The following is a 22436-nucleotide window of genomic DNA, read 5'->3' as shown; positions in this document are numbered from 1 at the left end:
GTATATATGACAAAATCACTAAATACTTTCAACAAGAACTTCAATTTAATGGTATTAGGTCAAATAATTTCGTTGTTTGGTGCCTCAATACTTAAATTTGCTTTATCTCTATACATACTTGATATAACTGGAAAAGCAGGAATATTTGCTACAATACTTGCAGTATCCTCAATTCCAATTATAATATGTTCCCCTATTGGTGGAGCTATTGCAGATAAATTTAACAAAAAAAATCTAATGGTTATTTTTGATTTTTCAAGTAGTTTAACTGTTCTAGTTTTAGCATTATTTTTATTTAACAATAAAGGTTCAATACTACTTGTAGGAATTATCATGACCATACTTTCAATAATAAGTACGATGTATCAACCCACTGTTCAGTCAAGTACACCTATCCTAGTTGATAGTAAAAATTTAATGAATGCAAATGGTATCGTAGCTGGAGTTGCATCTCTTACAAATATCGCTGGACCTGTACTAGGTGGTGTTTTATACGGCATTATTGGAATTAATGCTATTGTAATTATCAGCTGTATAAGCTTCTTTTTATCAGCGATTATGGAAATATTTATTCAGATGCCTTTTGTTAAACAAGAACAGTCTGGTAATATCATAAAATCTATCTTTAATGATATAAAAGATGGTGTTATACACATGTGTAAAGAAAATCCTACTCTATTAAAGATATTATTTATAGCAATGGCATTAAACCTCTTTTTAACTTCAATGCTAATTGTAGGTATCCCCTATATAATAAAAATAACAATGGGTGCTAATGATACCTTATATGGCACCGCACAAGGAGCAATATCATTTAGTTCGCTAGTAGCTGCTATAAGTGTTGGCATGTTCTCTAAACATCTAAAAATTAGTAATTTATATATATACCTTTGTGTATGTGCACTAATGTTTATTCCAATGGCATTTTCAGTATATCCACCTATATTAGAAACAGGGTTGGCAGTACCATTTTTAATTCTTGTAATATCCTCTATGTTAATATTTTTCATGACAACAATTATCTCAATATTTGCCATAACAATCACTCAATTAGAAACGCCAAGTGAACTGTTAGGAAAAGTAATGGCTATACTTTTTGCAGGAACAGCAGCCGCAATGCCTCTTGGTCAGGTCATATATGGTAAACTTTTTGATTTATTATCAGATAGAGTTTACATTATTATCCTAGGAGTTGGTATAGTTACATTCTTTGTAGCAATTATTTCAAAAGTAATATTAAAAGACAAAAGTACTAAGTGTAACAAGTAAGGATTTTATTATATATCCAATTGTATTTTTCACAAATAATATCAGTATAACATTTATATTCATAGATACATTACTATTATATTCATATATACACTACTATGTTTAATTTTAGTGTTAACTTTACAAAACATACAAAACTATACAACTGTAGCATAATATACGAATATGTCATATACACTGATAAAATTTTAATTTTCACTAATTTCTGAATTTAAATGCAAAATTATGCATTAGTGTGTTGACGTATTGGAAATTGATTGATATAATCAATGAAAAATAAGCTTTATAAAAATTCAAAATATTCAGCTAGAGGAGTGATAGTAATGAGTTACATGCCAAATTTAGAACAAGCATGGGAAATCTTAAAAAAATACAATAAGGAAGAATTTCATATAAGACACGCTCAAATTGTATCTGGTGTTATGAGATATTATGCAAAAAAATACGACCCTGAAAAAGTAGAATTTTGGGAAATCGTTGGACTTTTACATGACTTAGACTTTGAGATGTATCCTGAAGAACATTGTGTTAAACAAAGAGAATTAATGACTGAACTTGATTTAGATAAGTCAATAATCGATTCTACCGTAAGTCATGGATATGGATTGACTGGCTCAGATGTTAAACCAGAGCAATTTATGGAAAAAGTTTTATTTGCTGTAGATGAACTTACTGGATTAATTGGTGCTGCTGCAATAATGCGTCCTTCAAAAAGTGTATCTGATTTAGAGTTAAAGTCTGTTAAAAAGAAATTTAAAGATAAATCTTTTGCTGCTGGCTGTTCTAGAGATGTTATAAGAACTGGTGCAGAAATGCTTGATTGGGAACTTGACAAGCTTATACAAACAACTATAGAGGCTATGAGAAGCCTAATTCCAGAAATGGAAATATAGGCATAACATAACTTTAATTGCAATAGAAGTTACATCTCTAAAGAGTTTTTCTCCTTTCGATGCAACTTCTTTTTTATATGTTATTTACTGATTCCGGCCATGTTATCTACTTCCAGTCACATTATCTTGATAAAATTATATTATTTACTCATAACACAACAAATTATATATTAATTGCTTTTTTTACCTTTCTAAGTGGTATTGCAATCTTGACTACAAATTTTTTATCATCATACTCAATTACAACATTTCCACCATATTTATTTACAGAGTTTTTTATACTTTTTATTCCTAACCCATGAAGTGCACCTTTTTTATCTGTTACAATTTGTCCATTCTTTGTGATAATTTCATTTACTTTAGTGTTTTCTACCCTTATAAGATAAAAATTTTGTAAAACATCACCTTTAACACAAATCACTTTACTTCCCTCATCAATTTTTTTGCATGCTTCAATTGCATTATCTAAGATATTTGAAAATATATGACATACATCTATTAATTCAATAGCTTCACAGTGACCAAAATTTATTCCTATTTTAAGTTCTATATTATTTTTATCACAAACTTCTTTCTTCTCACTCAATATAGCATCCAAGATAAAATTACCAGTATTAAATGAAATATCATTACCCTGAATCTCTGTCTGTAAGTCATCTAAATATGAAGTAACATCAATACCTTTTTTAACCATAGTCTTTATGCATAAGATATGATTTTTCATATCATGACTTAATAATCTAGTTTTTAAATGTTTCTTTTCTATATCCTCATAATATTCATTTTTAGTGTGTAAAACGTTTTTAATCATATTATTTTCTGCCATCAATGCATTATACTGTTGTAATTTTTTAGCAATTAAAATCAATATAAAACTTGATAGAAGTAACATTGCAGAGATAATGAGTAATTGATAATTATGTATTAAACCACCATTAGCTTTAGGATTAAATATGTATTCAAAAATAGTAAAAAAAGACGCTATATTAGCAAGTATAGGTATAATTACATATGCTAAAGTCTTTTTATTTATTTCTATGTTAAATTTTGTTTTTAATGTCTTATATAAAAATAAAACTAAAAGCAAAATTATCTTACCAGATACAATTGACTCAATCCTGTATATATTTTCTGTTAATATTTTGCTTGTATCCTCTATAGAATTAATCCAAATTGTTAAAGACATACTCAAAGCATCTATACCCATTAACAACATCCAATACATTAAAGATATTAGTATGGCTTTTATAATCCTTACGCTATATGAAATTTTGTAAAATGCAATCATAATCATAACAGATATAATTACTCTTATATTTGGAAGTACGTCAAAAAAATAAAATATGTTAGCAAAAATAATAATACCTATCATGTAAAGATTTATTCTTTCATTGGAAATTCTTTGTATACTTGTGTAATCTAATATTTTTTTACAAACAAACCATTCTATGATAAAAGACATAGCAATGAAAGTATTCCAAAACAAATTTGACTTTATCATAATGTTTTCTCCTAGTGTATTAATAATTTAATTTTAAAATTTTCCATATAATTTAATTATATACGACTCTACACGTGTAGTAAATACCTTGATAGAATTATCCTAAATAAATTGAATTTTATTTTGTTTTTTAATCATATCATTACATATGCTAATCTATTTAAGCATTATTCCTTCTTCCAATTTAATAACAACATCATTTCTCTATAAATAACTATAAAAGTACGTTTTTTATATGATTTAGTATGTAATTCTTACCTAAAACGGCATAAAACCGTAAGAATTATAATAAAATAAATTTTATCACACGAAATACATTGACAGGCGAGGTATATAAAAGTATTATATACTTAAACGGAGGTGATGTTTATGACAATCGCATCTGATATGATAAGAGGTCATACAGAAACAATTATCTTAAAGCATTTACTTGAAAAAGATAGCTATGGTTATGAAATTAATAAATCTATATTAGAAAAAACACAAGGTTTGTATGAGTTAAAAGAAGCAACTTTATACACAGCCTTTCGTAGACTTGAACAATCTGGTGCAATAACATCTTATTGGGGAGATGAAGCCACTGGGGCTAGAAGAAAATATTATTCTATAACAAGCGAAGGTAGAGAAAAATATAAAAAAAGCCGTGAAGAATGGGATAATACAAAATTGTTAATAGACACATTAATTTAGGAGGTGAAAATATGTTAGATAAAATACATGATTATATTGAACAAAGCTTTACAGAAGTTAAAGAAACAAGAAAGGTCAAAGAACTTAAAGATGAACTATTCGAAAATCTAAAGGAAAAATACAACGACCAAATACAAAATGGTAAATCAAAGCAAGAAGCATACAATTCAGTAATATCTGGGATTGGAGATTTATCTGAATTAATTGAAAGTGTCAAAGAGCCATATTTTATGTCTTCTGAATTAATTGAAGAAAGAAAGAAAAGAGCTTTGAGAGTATCAATAGCAATTGCTCTTTTTATAATAAGTCCATTTTTAACTGCAGTTTTAATTGTAACCTTTGGTGTTCAACCAACTCTAGCTAGTCTTCCAATGTTTCTATTAATAGCAGTTGGAACAGGCCTACTAGTCTACAATGGAATGACAAAACAAAACTATAGTCCATCTGATGATACTATGGTAGAGGAATTCAAAGAATGGAGAGTAAAAACTGAAAGCACAAACCTTGCTTATAAGTCATTTATGAGTGCATATTGGATGATAATAGTTGGCATTTTTTTAATTGTTAATATATGTTTTGATGCTGAGAGCTTTTCATGGATAATATTCATAATAGGTGCTGCGGGAATTCATATAGTTAAAGGTGTACTACAATTAAAAGACGCGGAGGATGATGATAAATATGAATAAAAAATTTTTAAAAATAAAAATTATCGTTTGGAGTATTGTAGCTATAGTATTTTCTATAATATTTATTATTTTCCTTGCAAATACTATAACTTCATCTGAATATGATGTCAAAGATTTGATTAAAAATTCAGTTAAAAATGAAAGTTTTTTATCCTCTAATAAAAATTATGATAAGTATATAACAGTTAAAAGTGAGAGTTTTTCAAATAAAATAAATAATATTGATGTTGACTGGATTTCAGGTGAAGTTAGAGTTTTAAAAAGTGATTCTAATAAAATCAAATTAATTCAAAAAGCTCCTTCTAATTTTTCAAAGAAAAAGATTGCAAAAATAAAGGTTGATGGTAATACTCTTTCTATCATTGATAATTCTGCAAAAAAATTCTTCATTGGAATTGGCCTTCCAAAATCAACAGTACTTGAACTATATTTACCTGAAAAATTATATAACAATATAAATCTCTCTACTACTTCAGCAGATATATATAGTACTTATCTTAAAAGTAACATGGCAGATATTGAATCAGTTTCAGGCAATATAGAAATGTCTGGTAAGATTGACAAAATGACTTTAGAGACAACTAGTAGCAATATCAACATAAAAAAACTTGATAGTAAAAATGTTACCTGTAACTCAGTCTCTGGTAAAATTCAGCTTTATGGTAAAATTGACGATTTGAATATAAATACAACAAGCGGAGATATAGATTTAAAAAATATGGACAATAAGAATCTTATATGCGAATCAACTTCAGGTAAAGTTAATATAGAAGGTAGATTTTCTAATATTAAATCTGAGGCAACTAGTGGTGATATAAAAATTAATTCAAGTGAAATGTTATCTTATTTCAAATGTGATACTATTTCTGGCGATATTGATTTGTATATTCCTGAAAATTCAGGATTTACCTTAGATCTTAGTAAGGTCTCTGGTAATTTAAATAGTAGTTTTAAATTACTTCAGGATGGTGATTCATATATTTATAAAAATGGAACTGCAAAGATGTATGTGGATACTACAAGTGCCAATTTAAATATTATAAAAAACAACTAACAAAAAATAGCTATATTAAAGCGTTATATAAATTACATAAAGATAAATATATATATTAAAAAGTTATATAAACTACATGAAGTTAAATCTTTATATCTTACAAACAAAAATAGTATCATAACTATATATTCTTACAGCTAGAAATAGTATTATAACAGATATATTTCTAAAACTAAAAATAGGGTTATAATATATATGTTTCTAAAATTAAAAACAGTATTATAACAGATATATTCACAAAACTAAAAACAGTATTATAACTAAAAACACTTCTATAAACAAATTTATTATCTTTCAATAAATTTATTATCTATAGAAGTGTTTTTATAGTTATAGAAGTATTTTTATATATCATATACTTTTTAATCAAATTCTTTTTATATGTTTTGTATATATAATGTTTTTATAACTCCGCTCTATTTGGATATAATCTCAACATACCCTTTATAAGCATCTATTCTTAAATAATCTCCTGTTTTAATCAGACTTGTTGCATCCTTCACTCCAACTAAAGCAGGTATCCCATACTCACGTGATACTATCGCACCATGAGTCATAAGTCCACCAACTTCAAGCACTAATCCTTTTGCATTTATAAAGAGTGGTGTCCAACCAGGGTCTGTGAATTTAGTCACTAAAATCTCATCCTTTTGTAAACTATCTTCATTAGGATTTAATATAACCCTAGCATATCCTTCGCAAATCCCAGCTGATACAGGCATCCCAACAAATGCACCATCTGGTATCCCCTCTTTTGAGTAACTTCCAGAGAATATCTCACCTTCATTTGTAATTACCCTTGGTGGATTCAATTTTTCATATTTGTCATACTCTATCTTTCTGCGTTTTATATTCTCTCTAAAATTTACTCCCTTACTTAATATTTGATATATTTCATCAAGATTTAGGTAAAATATATCTTGTCTATTTTCAATCAAATCATCTTCTTCTAATTTATACCCTACTTCTTCAAGTACCTTTTTTACCTCATTAAATACACCAACTATAATATATTTACCATATTCACGTAAAGGTAAAAATGTTCTTATATTGTTGAGATGATTTTTGACTTTTTTAGCTAAATCTTTTTTCCCTAATCCTTCACATGCTTCTAAAATCAATCGTTCACTTTCATTTGATTTTTCAACTAATCTCTGATAGTTTTCTCTATGTTCATTTGACTTTAATGTGTTTATGTTATTTAATATGGACATACTTATTGGAGTAAAATCTTCTTGATAACGAGGATTTGTTATATCTATTTCTCCAATTCCTCTCATACCAAATTGTTCTAAGAAATCATTTAATTCTCTCTTTAATTCTTCATTACCTTCTTTTAAAAGCAACAAATGAGCATTTTCAGGGTTATTTTTTAATATCTCTATTTCTTTTGAATCATCTCTTATTAAATCAGCTAAATCTCCTACTTTCAGACCCATTTCAGTAGTAATATTTCCTTTTAATCCACTTACAAAATTATCCTCTAAATACAATAAATCCAGCTCATTAAGTATATTTCTAAGCTTTCTATCACTTAAAACTCCTGGAACTACATTTGGAATAAAATTTTCTGCCAATTTAAATATAAAAGCTGATAAGACTTCTTTTATATTCATAATCTTCTCACTTAAGTCACTGCTTTTATTTAAGTTTTTAGATGTATCATCTATAAATTTATCTCTTAAACTCATCAAACTTCTTAATGATTCTGGTTTTTCCTCACAATAATAGTTCTTCTTTGCCTCTTTTAAAATAGGCATTCCTAAAAATCTCAACATTTTTATTATATTTTTAGAAGGCAGTTTTTTCTTTAGAGGATATTTTTCAGTATATTCTACAATTGCACTTGCCATTAAGTAATCTACATTTGGCAATAAATCTTTAATTATTTTACCTCTTATAGGTAAGCTTATTATTTCTGTACAATTAGCATAAAGTCTACCACCAGCTTGATTCATTATCTTAAAATTGCTACCCTCTTCGATTTTATCAAAGGGCATTATCCTTTTAAATATATCTAGACCTAAAGGTTTAATAGGCTTTAGCATTACTTGAAGATGACTTGCTGATATATATACTTGAGATTTTTCATTTATATCACTACTTTCAACTCTAGGGTATAATGATGTTATTGCTCTACTTTGTAATATGTATACCTTTCCATGTTCATCAATTGCCCATTCTATATCTTGTGGTACTTGATAATATTCTTCTATTTCGCTTCCTAACTTTGCTATAACATTAATTTCTTCATCTGAAAGTACTTGCTCTTTTTGTTTAGATTTTTCCAAAGAAACTTGCTCAGTACCCCCACCATTTTTTCTATATATGGCTATCTTTTTTGTATTTATTTCTTTTAATATAATTTCACTTGTCTTTTTATTTACCTTGTATAAATCTGGTGTTATTAAGCCCCCTACCAAAGCTTCACCAAGTCCAAATCCTGCATCAATAGTCAAGTTATTATAATTATTGCTAATAGGGTCAACTGTAAACATAATTCCTGATTTTTGTGAACTTACCATCTTTTGAACTACCACAGAGATTAATATATCATTTTCATCCAAATTATTTTTCTTTCTGTATATAACTGCTCTCTGAGTATAAAGTGAAGCCCAGCAGTATTTTATATTTTCAATTAAGTTTTCAAATCCATATACGTTTAAATATGTATCCTGTTGACCTGCAAAAGACATATCTGGTAAATCCTCTGCTGTTGCACTAGAACGCACAGCATAAAAATTATCTTCTCCAATGCTTTTTAGTGCTTCTCCTATATCTTGTTTTGTAGTATTTGAAATTGACTGTTTTTTAATTAAATTTCTTATCTCTTTTGTTAACTCATTAATTTTTTCTAAATCATCATCATCTATACTTTCTAGTTGTTTAAAAAGTTCATGACTTTTTATAGGCTCTATAAATTCATAAAAAGCCCTTGTAGTTATGCAAAATCCTTCTGGTACAGGAAATTTTTTTCTAGTCATTTTTCCAAGATTAAATCCTTTACCCCCAACTAGTTTAAAGCTATCTTCATCGATTTGATTAAAAAATAAAATACTAGTATTCATAATTATTCCTCCAAAATTAACTAGAGACATATTAAATTTATTTACATAAATCAATTTTTCTTAGGTATATAAACTTATGCAAATTAAACTTATTACATGCATTATCTTTATTTACTTATAATTATATATCTTTAATTAAATATGTATAGATACATTAATATAAAATATAGCAAAAACAAAAATTAGAGGCACATTATCATAGAAAATATGACTAAATGTGCCTCTAATTATACTTATTTATTCACAAGATACTTATCTATACAGAAAATACCTATCCTATCTATACACAAGTTAACATTTTATATATCAATTAACTTTATTTTATATATTAGTTTTGAATAATACTTTCTCTTGATTCAATTTCTTTTGAAATACTAGCTATAAACTCATCTAATTTAATGCTACCTATTTCACCTTTATCTCTTGATCTTACAGAAACATTATTTTCAGCTACTTCTTTTTCACCTACTACTAACATATAAGGAACTTTTTCAAGTTGAGCTTCTCTTATTTTAAATCCAATTTTTTCAGCTCTATCATCTAATTCAACTCTTATGCCTTTATCAAATAATACTTTTTTAACTTCATTAGCATAATCCATAAACTTATCAGATATAGGAAGTATCTTAACTTGAGTTGGAGATAACCAAACTGGGAATTTGCCAGCATAATGCTCAATTAATATACCTATAAATCTCTCTATACTACCAAAAGCAACTCTATGAATCATAACTGGTCTATGTTTTTCACCATCTTGTCCAATATAAGTATTATCAAATTGTCTTGGAAGTTGCATATCTAATTGGATAGTACCACATTGCCAAGTTCTTCCTAAACAGTCTCTTAAATGGAAGTCTATCTTAGGACCATAGAATGCTCCATCACCTTCATTTATAGTGTATGGTAGACCTAACTCCTCTAAAGCTTCTCTTAATCCATTTTCAGCTGCTTCCCATTCTTCTTCGCTTCCCATAGAATTTTCTGGTCTTGTAGATAATTCTAGATTGTATTCAAATCCAAAAGTTTTGTAAATACCATCTATTAGATTTGCTACACCTTTTATTTCATCTTTAATTTGTTCTGGTAACATGAATATATGTGAATCGTCTTGAGTAAATGCTCTAACTCTCATTAATCCTTGTAATGCTCCAGATAACTCATGTCTATGAACTCTACCAAGTTCTGCAACTCTCATTGGGAAATCTCTATATGAGTGTAATTGAGAATTGTAGTAAATTAATCCACCAGGACAGTTCATAGGTTTTATAGCATAATCCTCATCATCTATTTTAACTGTATACATATTTTCTTTGTAATGGTACCAGTGACCTGAAGTTTCCCATAATTTTCTGTTTAATATAATTGGAGATTCTATTTCAATATATCCAGCTTTTCTGTGTATTTCTCTCCAGAATTTTAATAATTCATTTTTAAGTTCCATTCCTTTTGGTAAGAACATAGGGAATCCAGGACCTTCATCAGGTATCATAAATAAACCTAATTCTTTACCTAATTTTCTATGGTCTCTCTTTTTAGCTTCTTCTAATAAATGTAGGTACTCTTCTAAATCTTTATTTTTTTCAAAAGAAGTTCCATAGATTCTTTGAAGCATTTTATTTTTTTCATCACCACGCCAGTATGCACCTGCTACACTTTGTAATTTAACAGCTTTAACTTTTTTAGTAGATGGTAAATGTGGCCCTCTACATAAATCAGTAAAATCACCTTGTTTGTAGAAAGATATTATTTCACTTTCAGGTAAATCAGATATAAGTTCTACCTTGTAATCTTCTCCTTGTTCTTTCATAAGCTCTAAAGCTTCATTTCTAGGAAGTTCAAATCTTTCTATCTTTAAATCTTCTTTAGCTATTTTTTTCATTTCAGCTTCTATTTTTTCCAAATCTTCTGGAACTAACCTATGTTCTAAATCTATATCATAGTAGAATCCATTCTCTATACTTGGCCCTATAGCAAGTTTTGCTTCTGGGTAAAGTCTCTTTATAGCTTGAGCTAACATATGTGCTGATGTATGTCTAAAAACGTCTTTTCCTTCTTTATCTTCAAATTTAAATAAGTTTAAATCACAATCACTATCTATCATGTGGTCCAGACCTACAACCTCTCCGTTCACAGATGCTGCTACCACATTTCTAGCTAAACCTTCACTGATGGATTTAGCCACATCCATAACAGAAAGAGCATTTTCAAATTCTTTTATTGAACCATCTTTTAAAGCAACTTTAATCATTGTTTTTTCCTCCTTATTGAGATAATTTTAAAATTTTTTGTAATAAAAAATCGCCCCAAAGATATTTGGGACGATATTAATTCGCGGTTCCACCCAAGTTGGTGTATACAAATATATACAACCCTCTTGATGACTATAAGGTCGTCACCCGAGCACTTTCACAAATTGTATAAAACAAATACTGCTAATAAGCTCAGCTCCAAGGTAGTTTTCAAATAGACCTATTACATGGGTTTTCAGCCATAGACCCAGATTCTCTGTGAATGGTTTCCACTTTACTCTTCCTCTTCAACACTATAATTTTTGATATATTTTCATTATAACAGATAGTCATACATCAATCAACATTAATGTAATATATTAATTACCCATTATTTTTCATCTCAATCAATTGTAAACTAATATTCTTATATTTTATATTAATTTAATCTTTTGATTTATAGTAATATTATAATATTTTCACTAATTTTAAATTTTTAAAGCGTATCTACATGCATGATAGATATAACTAGATAACTATAGTCACTAATCCTTGAACTATACCTATTAAGAAACCTAATACAAGACCTAAGATTTCTATATGTTTTAATTCATTTTTAGCTATTCTTATGATTATTTCTTCTAGTTCGTATAAATCTAGTTCATTAATCTTATCTTCGACCATTTTTTGTATATCTATACGCTCATTTGCTTTATTTATTATATTTTTGCTCAATTCATCTATACTTTGTTTCACTTCAGATTCAATTATATCTCCTAAATAGTCTTGTATCATGTTTTTTATGCCACTTGGTATAAATGAAACTTTTTCATGTATGATAATTTTTACCCTTGCTTTTATGTATCTTACAACTTCTTCCTTATCTTCGTCAGTAATGATATTTGCAAGTATTTCGTCCATTGAAAGAAATTCGTTTTGAATTATTTCACCTACATTTGCTGCTATTTCTGCTCTTCTCTTTGGTATAAGACCCACTATCTCTATATTTAAAACAGGTATCTTAATAGGCACTATTGGTCTAAATATCAGTCTTATAGCAACTACATTTGTGACATAACCTATAAATCCACCAATAACAGCTAATATTAGTATCCTAATTAAATTATCCATTATAAAACTTCTCCTTATCAATTGTATATTTGTGAGCTATATTTTATCTTTAATATCTCTAGTTATATTATAGCTTTATATACAATTATAAGTCTTTCGTGTCGATTTCAAAAGAATTTTTTGATTTCTAATTTTTATTTTTATTTTCAACTCTTAAATTACATCTTTCAATTCTAATTTTCCATAATTATACTAACTTTATTTTCAAAAATTGCTTCTACTGTATCTATGATTTCCTTTGAGCAATTGTTATTTAATAAATCTAATATTTCAATCTTCTTTGGGCATAGAGTCAATAAGGTACTTATTAAAAAGTCCTCATAATTTAAATTTTCTCTTATGACCATATTTATAATTTCTTCATCATCTATACTGTCTATTTTATTTCCATTTTTGTCGTATAAAATAAATGTATTATCTTCCATTATATGAACTTTAAGCAAATCTATCTTTTCTTCTTGAGTATCTATAAAATATTTTAAAACTCTTATAAACTCATCTTGGTCTCTTTTTATTAAATACTCTTCAACTGCAATATCACCTATAGCAGAAATATATTTCATAAATTCTCTCATTCTAAATCTAATAAAACCTTCCACATTTATAAAATCATTTTCCTCTATATAGTTCCTAACTCTTGTAAATACTGTTTCTCTCATAAAAATCTCTTTTTTAGCAAATATGTTCAGTGAATATATGTATATATTATTTTTATCTTCAGGATATGTACGCCCATAGCATTTTAGAATGTATTCTTTTAAAAGTTTCTCTTTCATTATACTTATTATCATACTAGTTATTTCTGTAGATATTTCATCAATATTTAGAGCTCTTTGTTCAGTTTTAGTACCATTAAGTATTTTCTTATTTAATACTTCTTGCTTTGCAGAATCAATTACGACTTCTACAATGTCATTTGTATATATTAATCTATCGTTTACGTTATTATTCCTCAAAAATTTCATAGAAGAAATATTATCCTTCTCAACCAAAGTTATCGCTCCTTTCTCGTCATGAGAGGAACTATAGAACCTATATCGAGTAAATTTTCACTACTAAGTGTAACTATCTCCTTGTTTTTACTTTCTACAAAACTTTTTATACGTTCATAGTCAGGATGTTTTTTAACATCTCCACAAAAAGCTAGCTTATCCTTAGAAATTAACCCTGTACATCCACCTATAAATCCATAATTCATCTCAAATAAATTTATATGACCTTTTTCTATTAATAAACACTCTATTTCTGTATTCTTCACGCTTTTCCAAATCCCTTTATCTGATGTTATTATAGATGTTCTATCTACTATACAGATTGAGCATTTAGAATAGCCCTGCTCTATATTTATCTTTTTAAGTTTATTATTTTCAATATAATCTAATATCGCTCTGTCAGTGTACTTAAAATTGTGTATGGCATAATCACCAACTATGGCAATATTGTAAGGTATATCATAAGGATATTTATTTAATAAATTAGCTTCTCCCTTAATTATATTAAATTTATGTTTACTTAATAACTCTTTGTATTGATTATATACATTCGGCGCAACAATTATATCTCCTTTTCCTAAATTACAAATACATATATCTGGGTGATATTTTATACTTTCATATAATTCTTTACATTCTATTGTTTTTATTATCTCTATATTTCTTAATTTTAATTCATTTTCCATTAGATAACTAATTCTTTTGTCCACCAAAGCTAGACACAAATCGTCATCTAGTATAAATGGCTCTCTTGTAAACTCCATTTTTTACTCCTTTTTATTTTTTTTGATAAATTTTTTATTTGAATATAAATAAAGTGTGCAGTAGATTTTTTCTACTTACACACTTATTATTGGACTTTTATGTAATTAATCTAAATTAATTAATGTATTTTTTTATAAATTCTTATAAAAACTCTACTCTATCATCTAATTGATTTTAATTTAGCTATATCGTTCCAATTGCTTGCTGTTACTATTTCAATTTTATTTAGGTCTCTTTTTATCTCTTGTGTGTCTCCTTTAACAGCTACAACATGTTTTTCTGTATATTCTAATTCTATCTTTGTGTCTTTTAAATCTTTTTTAATTTCTACTAGATTATTTTCTATCTTATCTAATCTAGAGTCTATTCCATTAAATCTAACATCTACTTTATCTAGTCTTATGTCTACTTCATCAAATCTAGCATCCATTCTATCTAGTCTTATATCTACTTCATCAAATCTAACATCCATTTTATCTAGTCTTATATCTACTTCATCAAATCTAGCATCCATTTTATCCAGTCTTATGTCCACTTCATCAAATCTAGCATCCATTTTATCCAGTCTTATGTCCACTTCGTCAAATCTAGTATCCATCTTCTCTAATCTGTTTTCTACTTTATCAAATCTGTCGTTAATACTGTTTTGCATTTTATCCAAAAATTGCAAAATTTTATCTTCCATATGTATCAACTCCTCTATAGATAATTATAACATTCCACACAAATATTATACATATCTTCAGCAGTAATTAGTATGTATCTTTCACCTTATTGTACTCTTTTTTTACATATTCCAAAACATCTGGTGGTATGTTTCTACTGCTATTTGGAGTAAGTCCAACTTCTCCATCTTTTATCTTAAACTCCATGACCTTACTTCCCTTAAAACCATCTTTTACAACATTCTGTATCAATTCATAAACAGGTTGCTCTACATCCTTTACAATTGAACTTATTACATTATCTTGAGCCATATCATATTGGTCTTTATTAATAGCTATAACTTTACCACCATTTTCTCGAACTACCTGAATAGCTCTTTTCCCATCATCCTCTGTGGCTGAAAATACAACATCTCTATCAGAATCTCTCATTTCTTTTGCAATAGTTCTAGCCGACTCAGGGTTTTCAAATACATTTGCATACTTTACCAATAAATCAGCATTTTTATTTGAAGTTTTAAGACCTTTTCTAAATCCAGATTCATATTTATCTCTACTAGAGCCTTCAACTCCTCCTATGAATCCTACTTTACCAGTGTCAGTCATTTTTCCTGCAATAAGACCTGCCAAATATCCAGTAGAATTATCTTGAAATGATACAGAAATTACATTAGCTGGTTGAACCTTATAATTATAATCAACTATTGCAAATTGCTGTTTTGGATATTTTGTAGCAGCTTGTTTAATTGGTTCTGCAAATCTAGCTCCAACTGCTATTATCAAGTCTGGTTCATACTTATATAATTTTTCTATACTATTTGCAAAATCATCAGAAGTCTTTGGTCTTTCAATCTTCTCTCTAATATCAAAATCCTCATCAGCTCTTTTTAAAGCTGACAGTACATTATTATTATACGATTCATTACCTAAGTTTTCAGTATCTAACAATACGCCAACAGTTTTTCGTACATAGGAATTATCTTCCAATTCATCTTCATTATTACTACTTGTACTATTTGACTTATCTTTATCGGACAAAGTTGACACATTCTTAGATTCACTTTGTTTAGACTTATTATTATTTATATTAGAATTATTATTTACTCTATTAAATCCAAAATCAAAATTACAGATAACTAGTATCAAAACTGTAAAGGCCACTACAAAACAAAACATCAATATCCTTTTTATTTTCACAAAACTCACTCCCTGACATAGAACATGAAGTCTCTATAAATTATTTATTGTTCTTATTTACATATTCTAACACATCAGGAGGAATATTTTGAGAACTATTTTGAGCAAGTCCAGTACTTCCAGACTTAATTGTATTTTCTATAACTTTCCCACCCTTATATTCTCCTTTTACAAAACTTTGTATTAAATCATAAGTAGGTTTTTCAAAGTCTTTTACAATAGAACTTATAACATTTTCTGGAGCTAACTCATGCTGATCTTTATTAATTGCTATAACTTTTTTATTTTTTGCTCTAACTGCATTTATTACACTCTTTGAATCATCTTCAGTATTAGAAAAAATAATATCTACTCCACTATCCATCATTTTTTTAGCTACAGATTCAGCAGATTTACTATCCTTAAAAATATCTACATATTCAACTGAAACATCTTTTATATTGCTATTAGAGAATTTAACACCTTCTTTAAAGCCAGATTCAAATTTATCTCTACTAGAACCCTCTACTCCACCTATAAAACCAACCTTGTTGGTTTCTGTCATCTTTCCAGCAACTAACCCTGCCAAATATCCAGTCTTATTATCCTCAAAAGAAATTGAAGTTATATTAGATGGTTGTTTGTCATACTCATAATCTACAATTGCAAACTGTTGCTTTGGATATTTCTTGGCTATCTTTTCTAATGGCTTTGCAAATCTAGAACCAACAGCTATAATCAAGTCAGTATTATCATTACATAAAATATCTATGCTATTAGAAAAAGTTGATGAATCATCTGATTCCACTTTATTTGTATCTATGTTAAGATTTTTTTGTGCAGTATCTAGAGCTAACAAAGCTGAATTATTCATAACTTCATTGTTTGACCCTTCAATATCTAATATCATAGATACAGATTTTTTTGAATTTTCTTTGTCATTTAGCTTATTTTTATTATCTTGATTAGAACCAGAATTATTACTTGAATTACTGCTACATCCAACTAATATTCCAGTAGTCATTACTACAGTTAACATTAATATCAACAATTTTTTTAAACGCATCAAAATTCACTCCTTATATTTTTGTGACATTTTTATATCCTATTTACTTTTACATCCTATTTACTAATTTGTTATACCTCATTTGCAAGTATTTCTTTATTTTTTTCAATAAACTTACCATAAAAAAGTGTGTAATAGATTTTTATCTATTTACACACTTCCCTAAAAGCTCAACTTAATATATCAACACTTAATTCTATCTAAAACAAATCATATCTAGTGTATCAATGTTTAACATATCTTATCATAATTTAATAAAAAAATAAATAATCTCAATATAAAAAATTGTTATTTATTTTTTTAGACATATAATTCCGGTTACACCAGGACCAGCATGTGCACCTATACACACACCAATTTGGAAAAATTTAATTTCCTTAGGTCTCAGTTCTTCCTCCATAATTTTAGACAATTGCTCTTTTTCCTTAATGTCATCGCTATATCCTATATATATAACTTGGTCTGATAAATCATCCCCACAATTTGATTTTATCAAATCCATCATCTTCGAAATTACATTCTTCTTACCTCTTACTTGAGATAATTGTGAAACTAATCCACCTTTTATTTCAAGAATAGGTTTTATATTTAATATGCTTCCTATTGCCGCCTTAGTAGATGATATTCTTCCGCCCTTTTGTAAGTACTCCAATGTATCCACTGAAAATATAACAAAAGCTTTCTCTTTTAATTCATCTAAAACAGGTAATATCTCATTAATAGATTTCCCTTCACTTGCAAGCTCTCCTGCTTTTATTACAAGCAGACCAGTTCCCATACAAAGTAAGTTAGAATCATATGTATATATTTCACCTTCTACATCATTCTTCGCCATTACAGCACTTTGATATGTTCCTGTAGCTGTAGCCGAACCAGCTATATAAAGTATTGCTCTTCCTTCACTCGTGTATTTCTCAAAAACTTCCTTAAATTGGGCATAAGTAGCTTGAGAAGTTTTTGGATATGCATTTTCTTCTCTAAGCTTTTTATAAAATTCATCTCCAGATATATCAATCCTATCCTTGTATTCTTTTTCTTCTAATATAACTGTTAATGAAACAATATCTATATCATATTTATCTAACAAATCTTTTGGCACGTCCGATAAACTGTCACAGATTATCTTTAGATTTTTCATTAAGTATGCTCCTTTCTAATTTAGGATTATTTAAACTACCTCATATTGGGGTATCCTATTTGTCTTAAAGCCTCATATACTACTATAGCGACTGAATTTGATAAATTTAACGACCTAGCTTTTTCAACATCTAACATAGGTACTCTAATACAAGTATCCATATTTGCTTTCAACAAAGGCTCTGGTAATCCCTTTGTTTCTTTACCAAATACTATAAAACAATTTTCTTCATATTTTACATCTGAATGTGATTGTTTAGCCTTTGTTGTAGAAAAAAAGTATTTACTGTTTGGATATTTTTCTTGTAATTCTTCAAAGCTATCGTAATATTGTATATCAGCTATATCCCAATAGTCAAGACCACATCTTTTTAAGTGCTTATCATCCAATGAAAAACCTAATGGTTTTACTAAATGCAAAGTTGAACCTGTTGCCGCACAAGTTCTTATTATATTTCCTGTATTTTGAGGTATTTCTGGTTCTACTAATACTATATTTAATGACATTTTTATCCTCCTAGATATCGTTCTTGTTTACTAAACTTTATTTTATAAACAGAATAACAATAATATTATACTATTATATATAATAATGTTAATAATAATTTTTATTTTATTATATATAATAGTTTTCTATCTAACATTTTCATAAGTATTATTATATCAGAAAATCACTCTTGTACAACTTACTTTGGAAAAGTTATTTCATTTCTTTAAGTTCTTGATAATAATTACAATTATCTTTTATTGGACAGTTTTCACACTCTGGATTTCTAGCTTTACACATTCTTCTTCCATGGAAAATTAATACATGATGTGAGTGTGACCATCTTTCTTTTGGTATAGCTTCCATAAGTGCAAATTCTGTTTTTTGAGGGTTGGGCTCGTCCACTATTCCAATTCTATTACTAACCCTAAATACATGTGTATCTACTGCTATTGCTGGATGATTAAATGCATTACTAAGAACAACTCCTGCTGTCTTTCTACCAACACCAGGAAGTTTTATAAGTTTTTCCAAAGTATCTGGTACCTCACCATTATATAGTTCACACAACTGTTCAGATGTATCTTTTATTTTTTGAGCCTTACTCTTATAAAGACCACAGCTTTTTATCTCTTTACTAATTTCTTCAATATTTAAATCTGCAAAATCTCTTGCTGTATTGTACTTCTTAAATAACTCTGATGTAACTTTATTTACTCTTACATCAGTACATTGAGCTGATAATATAGTTGCTATTAAAAGTTCAAAGGCTGTCCCATAATTTAGTTCACATGTAGCATCTGGATACAATTTTTCTAATTCATCTAAAATTTTATTTACATCTTTTTTATTTGCCGATTCTTTCTTATCTATAGATTTATTTTTAGCTTTCTTATTACTCATTTTTTGTATATTTTTACTAGATTTATTATCTTTTAATTTACTATCTTTTTCACTTTTTTGTGTATCTTTTTTGCTAACTTTGACACTTTTTTTATTATCCTTAATATCTACAAAATTTTCTATATCTTTTTCATCAATTATTTTATCTACTTCTTTTTGAACTTCAATTTTATTTACATCATTCTTATTTACATCATTCTTATTTACATCTTTCTTACTTATATCTTTCTTATTTACACTTTTCATAATTATCCCCCTTAAAATACGAATTTATAAAACACTATTTATATATAGTCTAATCATATCAACAAAAAATAAACATCAATATACAAAACAAAACTCACTCTACAGATATTTCACAAAAAAAGCAAAAACTTATTAAAGTTCTTGCTTTTTATTATACATATAAATACCCATTAAATTCTATTATAAACTTATTCTTTTGACTCAATTTGTATCTTACTAAAAGATAATAGTTTCTCTTTTACCAATTTTTTTATTTCTTCAAATTTAACATCTGTCAATATCTCTATGGCTTCTTCCACTCTTTCAACTGTATATATTTTAAACCTTCCATCTTTTATAGCATCATTAACTTCATCTGACAAAACAAGATTTCTCTGATTTTTCTTAGGAATTATTACTCCCTGCTCATTGTTTAACCCTTTAGTTTTACATATAGAATAAAATCCTTCTACTTTTTCACTTATTCCACCAACTACTTGTATATCTCCCTTTTGATTTATAGAGCCTGTAACCGCAATATTTTGCTTAATTGGTATACCACTAAGGGATGATAACAATACATATAACTCCGCAGAAGATGCACTATCCCCATCTATACCTCCATAGTTTTGCTCAAAACAAATATACGCATTTAATGACATCAATAAATCTTGTGCAAAGTTTTCAGAAAGATAGCCCCCTAATATAAGCACTCCTTTATTATGTATTGAGCCACTCATATTTACTTCTCTTTCTATATTTACTATGCCATTGCTTCCTGGACTAGTAGTTGCTGTAATTCTTGAAGCCCTACCAAAAGAATATTCTCCTGTACTTAAAACTGATAGCCCATTTATTACTCCAGCTTTTTTTCCTTCTGTCTCTATTAGAGTAAAACCATTTGCAATTGATTCATCCATATGTGTTTCTACTCTATTAATACGCTTTTTCTTTTCACTTATTGCTTTTTTAATATCATCTCGCTCTGTATAATTAGAACTTCTAAATTCTGCATATGCACTTCCTTCTATTATAACTTCCATTATTTTATTAAACTTAGTTGATAGTTTCTCTAAATCACCAGACAATTTAGTACTAAACTTAACAACTTCGTCAACTGCATCTTTCGTAAAATGTTTTAAGCCATTTTTATTACATTGATATGCTATAAATCTAGCTATTCCATCTTCATTATTTTCATTCTTATCCATTTCGCTATCAAAATCTACAAATATTTTAAAATATTTTCCAAAATCTTCTTCATATCTATATAAAATATCATATATATAATGACTTCCTATCAATATCACTTTGACATCTAATGGCATATTTTCTGGTTTAATTGCCGTCTGTGTTTCCAAAATTACTTTTTTCGTTTGTAATGTCTTTTTAAGAATTTCCCAAGACATAGTATATTTTAATAACTGGTCTGCATAAAGCACCAAATATCCGCCATTAGCTCTATGAAATGCTCCTGATAATAATTTTGTAAAATCAGTCTTTATATTTCCGTTTGCATAATCATATTCTGCCTTTCCAAATAGGTTTGATGGGCTTGGATTTATCTCCACTATGACAGGTGCTGATTCCTTATTTTTCGAACCTCCATTATCTACAAATAAATTAATTTTATATTTTATAAAGTGTTCTTTATCATACTTATCTTTCAATTCTTCCTCATCTAAATAAAATAAATACATGTATTCTATGATATCTTTTTTTATATTTTCCAGATAAAGTTGAATTTTTTCATAACATTCATATTTTTCACACAACGATTTGATATGAGGTTCTACTACAAGCTTAGCTATCTCTTCTTCAAGCTCTAACACAGCCTTTTCAGCTTTTTCTTCCAAGTTTCTAATTTTATATACAACTTGTATTGCCATGTTTTCGAGTTCTCTTTTAGCCTTATAAAACTCTTCATCTGATATATCGCTTTCTTCTTCGTCTTCCTTCAAAGGTATAAAAACTATTCCCATTTTACTTTGTTTTAGTTTAAACCCTTTTTCTTCTCCATATTTTTTAATCTGCTTTAGTAACATATCTTTTTCTATTTCATATTCATCCAAAAGTTTATTTTTCTCTATTTCAAAATCTTCACTTTCAAATGCATTTTTAAAATCTTCTAAAAGACTTTCCACTAACTTTTCCATGTCTTTCTTAAGTTCTCTTCCAAACCCTTTTTCTAATTCAACTATCATAGGTTCTCTAGGATTTTCAAAATTATATATATAGCACCAATCTTTATGTGTACTTTTTTTAGATGCATATTCATTTAAAACCTTTAAGGCATAAGTACTTTTACCTGTACCAGATTCCCCAGCTAGGTATATGTTGTAGGCTGGATTATTTATCTTTAAACCTAACTCCATAGCCTCTACTGCTCTTTCTTGACCTAATATACTATCTAGTGGACTTATTTCAGATGTATTATTATATTTCAATATTCCCCCACCTCCCCATATTTAACTTTAATGATATAATATGACTTTTA

The 22436-nt window shown here is 27.8% G+C and carries 18 protein-coding genes and 1 other annotated feature; of the genes, 5 read left to right on the top strand and 13 right to left on the bottom strand.

The window, feature by feature from the left end; genetic code table 11:
* Positions 1–6: 6 nt before the first annotated feature.
* Positions 7–1269, top strand: coding sequence for an MFS transporter (locus KGF50_RS00295; protein WP_227846300.1), 1263 nt, complete (start codon positions 7–9; stop codon positions 1267–1269).
* A 323-nt stretch (positions 1270–1592) separates the two neighbouring features.
* Entirely contained in the window at positions 1593–2162 is a 570-nt protein-coding gene (locus tag KGF50_RS00290; protein WP_227846299.1) for a hydrolase, read from the top strand.
* A gap of 163 nt (positions 2163–2325) precedes the next feature.
* On the opposite strand, the gene KGF50_RS00285 is transcribed toward KGF50_RS00290, so the two are convergent.
* Positions 2326–3663, bottom strand: a complete 1338-nt coding sequence (locus KGF50_RS00285) for a sensor histidine kinase (RefSeq protein WP_227846298.1) — start codon at positions 3661–3663, stop codon at positions 2326–2328.
* A gap of 369 nt (positions 3664–4032) precedes the next feature.
* Between KGF50_RS00285 and KGF50_RS00280 the strand changes: the two genes are divergently transcribed.
* The 3 genes from KGF50_RS00280 to KGF50_RS00270 are packed head-to-tail and all read left to right on the top strand — an operon-like array spanning position 4033 to position 6096.
* Positions 4033–4353 (top strand): PadR family transcriptional regulator, encoded by a 321-nt coding sequence (locus KGF50_RS00280; RefSeq protein ID WP_227830303.1) that lies wholly within the window; start codon positions 4033–4035, stop codon positions 4351–4353.
* An 11-nt stretch (positions 4354–4364) separates the two neighbouring features.
* Positions 4365–5042, top strand: a complete 678-nt coding sequence (locus KGF50_RS00275) for a TMEM198/TM7SF3 family protein (RefSeq protein WP_227846297.1) — start codon at positions 4365–4367, stop codon at positions 5040–5042.
* Entirely contained in the window at positions 5035–6096 is a 1062-nt protein-coding gene (locus KGF50_RS00270) for a DUF4097 family beta strand repeat-containing protein (protein ID WP_227846296.1), read from the top strand. Before KGF50_RS00275 ends, KGF50_RS00270 begins: the two co-directional genes overlap by 8 nt.
* 416 nt (positions 6097–6512) lie before the next feature.
* Here KGF50_RS00270 and KGF50_RS00265 read toward each other — a convergent pair whose 3' ends face one another.
* The 12 genes from KGF50_RS00265 to KGF50_RS00210 form a co-directional block, all read right to left on the bottom strand.
* Positions 6513–9164, bottom strand: a complete 2652-nt coding sequence (locus KGF50_RS00265; protein ID WP_227846295.1) for a phosphoenolpyruvate synthase — start codon at positions 9162–9164, stop codon at positions 6513–6515.
* A gap of 328 nt (positions 9165–9492) precedes the next feature.
* The gene (gene thrS / locus KGF50_RS00260; RefSeq protein WP_227830306.1) at positions 9493–11412 is read right to left on the bottom strand and encodes a threonine--tRNA ligase; all 1920 of its coding nucleotides are present in this window, start codon (positions 11410–11412) and stop codon (positions 9493–9495) included.
* A 63-nt stretch (positions 11413–11475) separates the two neighbouring features.
* Positions 11476–11713: a binding site (T-box leader), on the bottom strand.
* A 207-nt stretch (positions 11714–11920) separates the two neighbouring features.
* Positions 11921–12523, bottom strand: coding sequence for a DUF445 family protein (locus tag KGF50_RS00255; protein ID WP_227846294.1), 603 nt, complete (start codon positions 12521–12523; stop codon positions 11921–11923).
* Positions 12524–12696: 173 nt separating this feature from the next.
* Positions 12697–13515 (bottom strand): putative sporulation protein YtxC, encoded by an 819-nt coding sequence (locus KGF50_RS00250; RefSeq protein WP_227433598.1) that lies wholly within the window; start codon positions 13513–13515, stop codon positions 12697–12699.
* A gap of 2 nt (positions 13516–13517) precedes the next feature.
* A complete protein-coding gene (locus KGF50_RS00245; RefSeq protein ID WP_227846293.1) occupies positions 13518–14279 on the bottom strand; it encodes a DUF6873 family GME fold protein in 762 nt (253 codons plus the stop codon).
* Between the two features lie 161 nt (positions 14280–14440).
* Positions 14441–14965, bottom strand: a complete 525-nt coding sequence (locus KGF50_RS00240) for a hypothetical protein (RefSeq protein WP_227846292.1) — start codon at positions 14963–14965, stop codon at positions 14441–14443.
* Positions 14966–15032: 67 nt separating this feature from the next.
* The gene (locus KGF50_RS00235; protein ID WP_227846291.1) at positions 15033–16142 is read right to left on the bottom strand and encodes a BMP family ABC transporter substrate-binding protein; all 1110 of its coding nucleotides are present in this window, start codon (positions 16140–16142) and stop codon (positions 15033–15035) included.
* 40 nt (positions 16143–16182) lie between these two features.
* Positions 16183–17187, bottom strand: coding sequence for a BMP family ABC transporter substrate-binding protein (locus KGF50_RS00230; RefSeq protein WP_227846290.1), 1005 nt, complete (start codon positions 17185–17187; stop codon positions 16183–16185).
* Positions 17188–17479: 292 nt separating this feature from the next.
* Positions 17480–18325 carry a DegV family protein gene (locus KGF50_RS00225; protein WP_227846289.1) on the bottom strand — a complete coding sequence of 282 codons (846 nt, stop codon included), beginning with the start codon at positions 18323–18325 and terminating at the stop codon, positions 17480–17482.
* Positions 18326–18360: 35 nt separating this feature from the next.
* On the bottom strand, positions 18361–18831 hold the full coding sequence (trmL, locus tag KGF50_RS00220; RefSeq protein WP_003429657.1) for a tRNA (uridine(34)/cytosine(34)/5-carboxymethylaminomethyluridine(34)-2'-O)-methyltransferase TrmL: 471 nt from the start codon (positions 18829–18831) through the stop codon (positions 18361–18363).
* Between the two features lie 193 nt (positions 18832–19024).
* Complete coding sequence (gene nth, locus KGF50_RS00215) at positions 19025–19960, bottom strand: endonuclease III (protein WP_227846288.1); 936 nt, start codon at positions 19958–19960, stop codon at positions 19025–19027.
* A gap of 188 nt (positions 19961–20148) precedes the next feature.
* The gene (locus KGF50_RS00210) at positions 20149–22386 is read right to left on the bottom strand and encodes an ATP-binding protein (RefSeq protein WP_227846287.1); all 2238 of its coding nucleotides are present in this window, start codon (positions 22384–22386) and stop codon (positions 20149–20151) included.
* Positions 22387–22436: the final 50 nt, after the last annotated feature.

The sequence above is a fragment of the Clostridioides sp. ZZV15-6598 genome (assembly GCF_020657705.1).
Lineage (GTDB): Bacteria > Bacillota > Clostridia > Peptostreptococcales > Peptostreptococcaceae > Clostridioides > Clostridioides difficile_F.
This window is presented reverse-complemented; position numbering and strand designations above follow the sequence as displayed.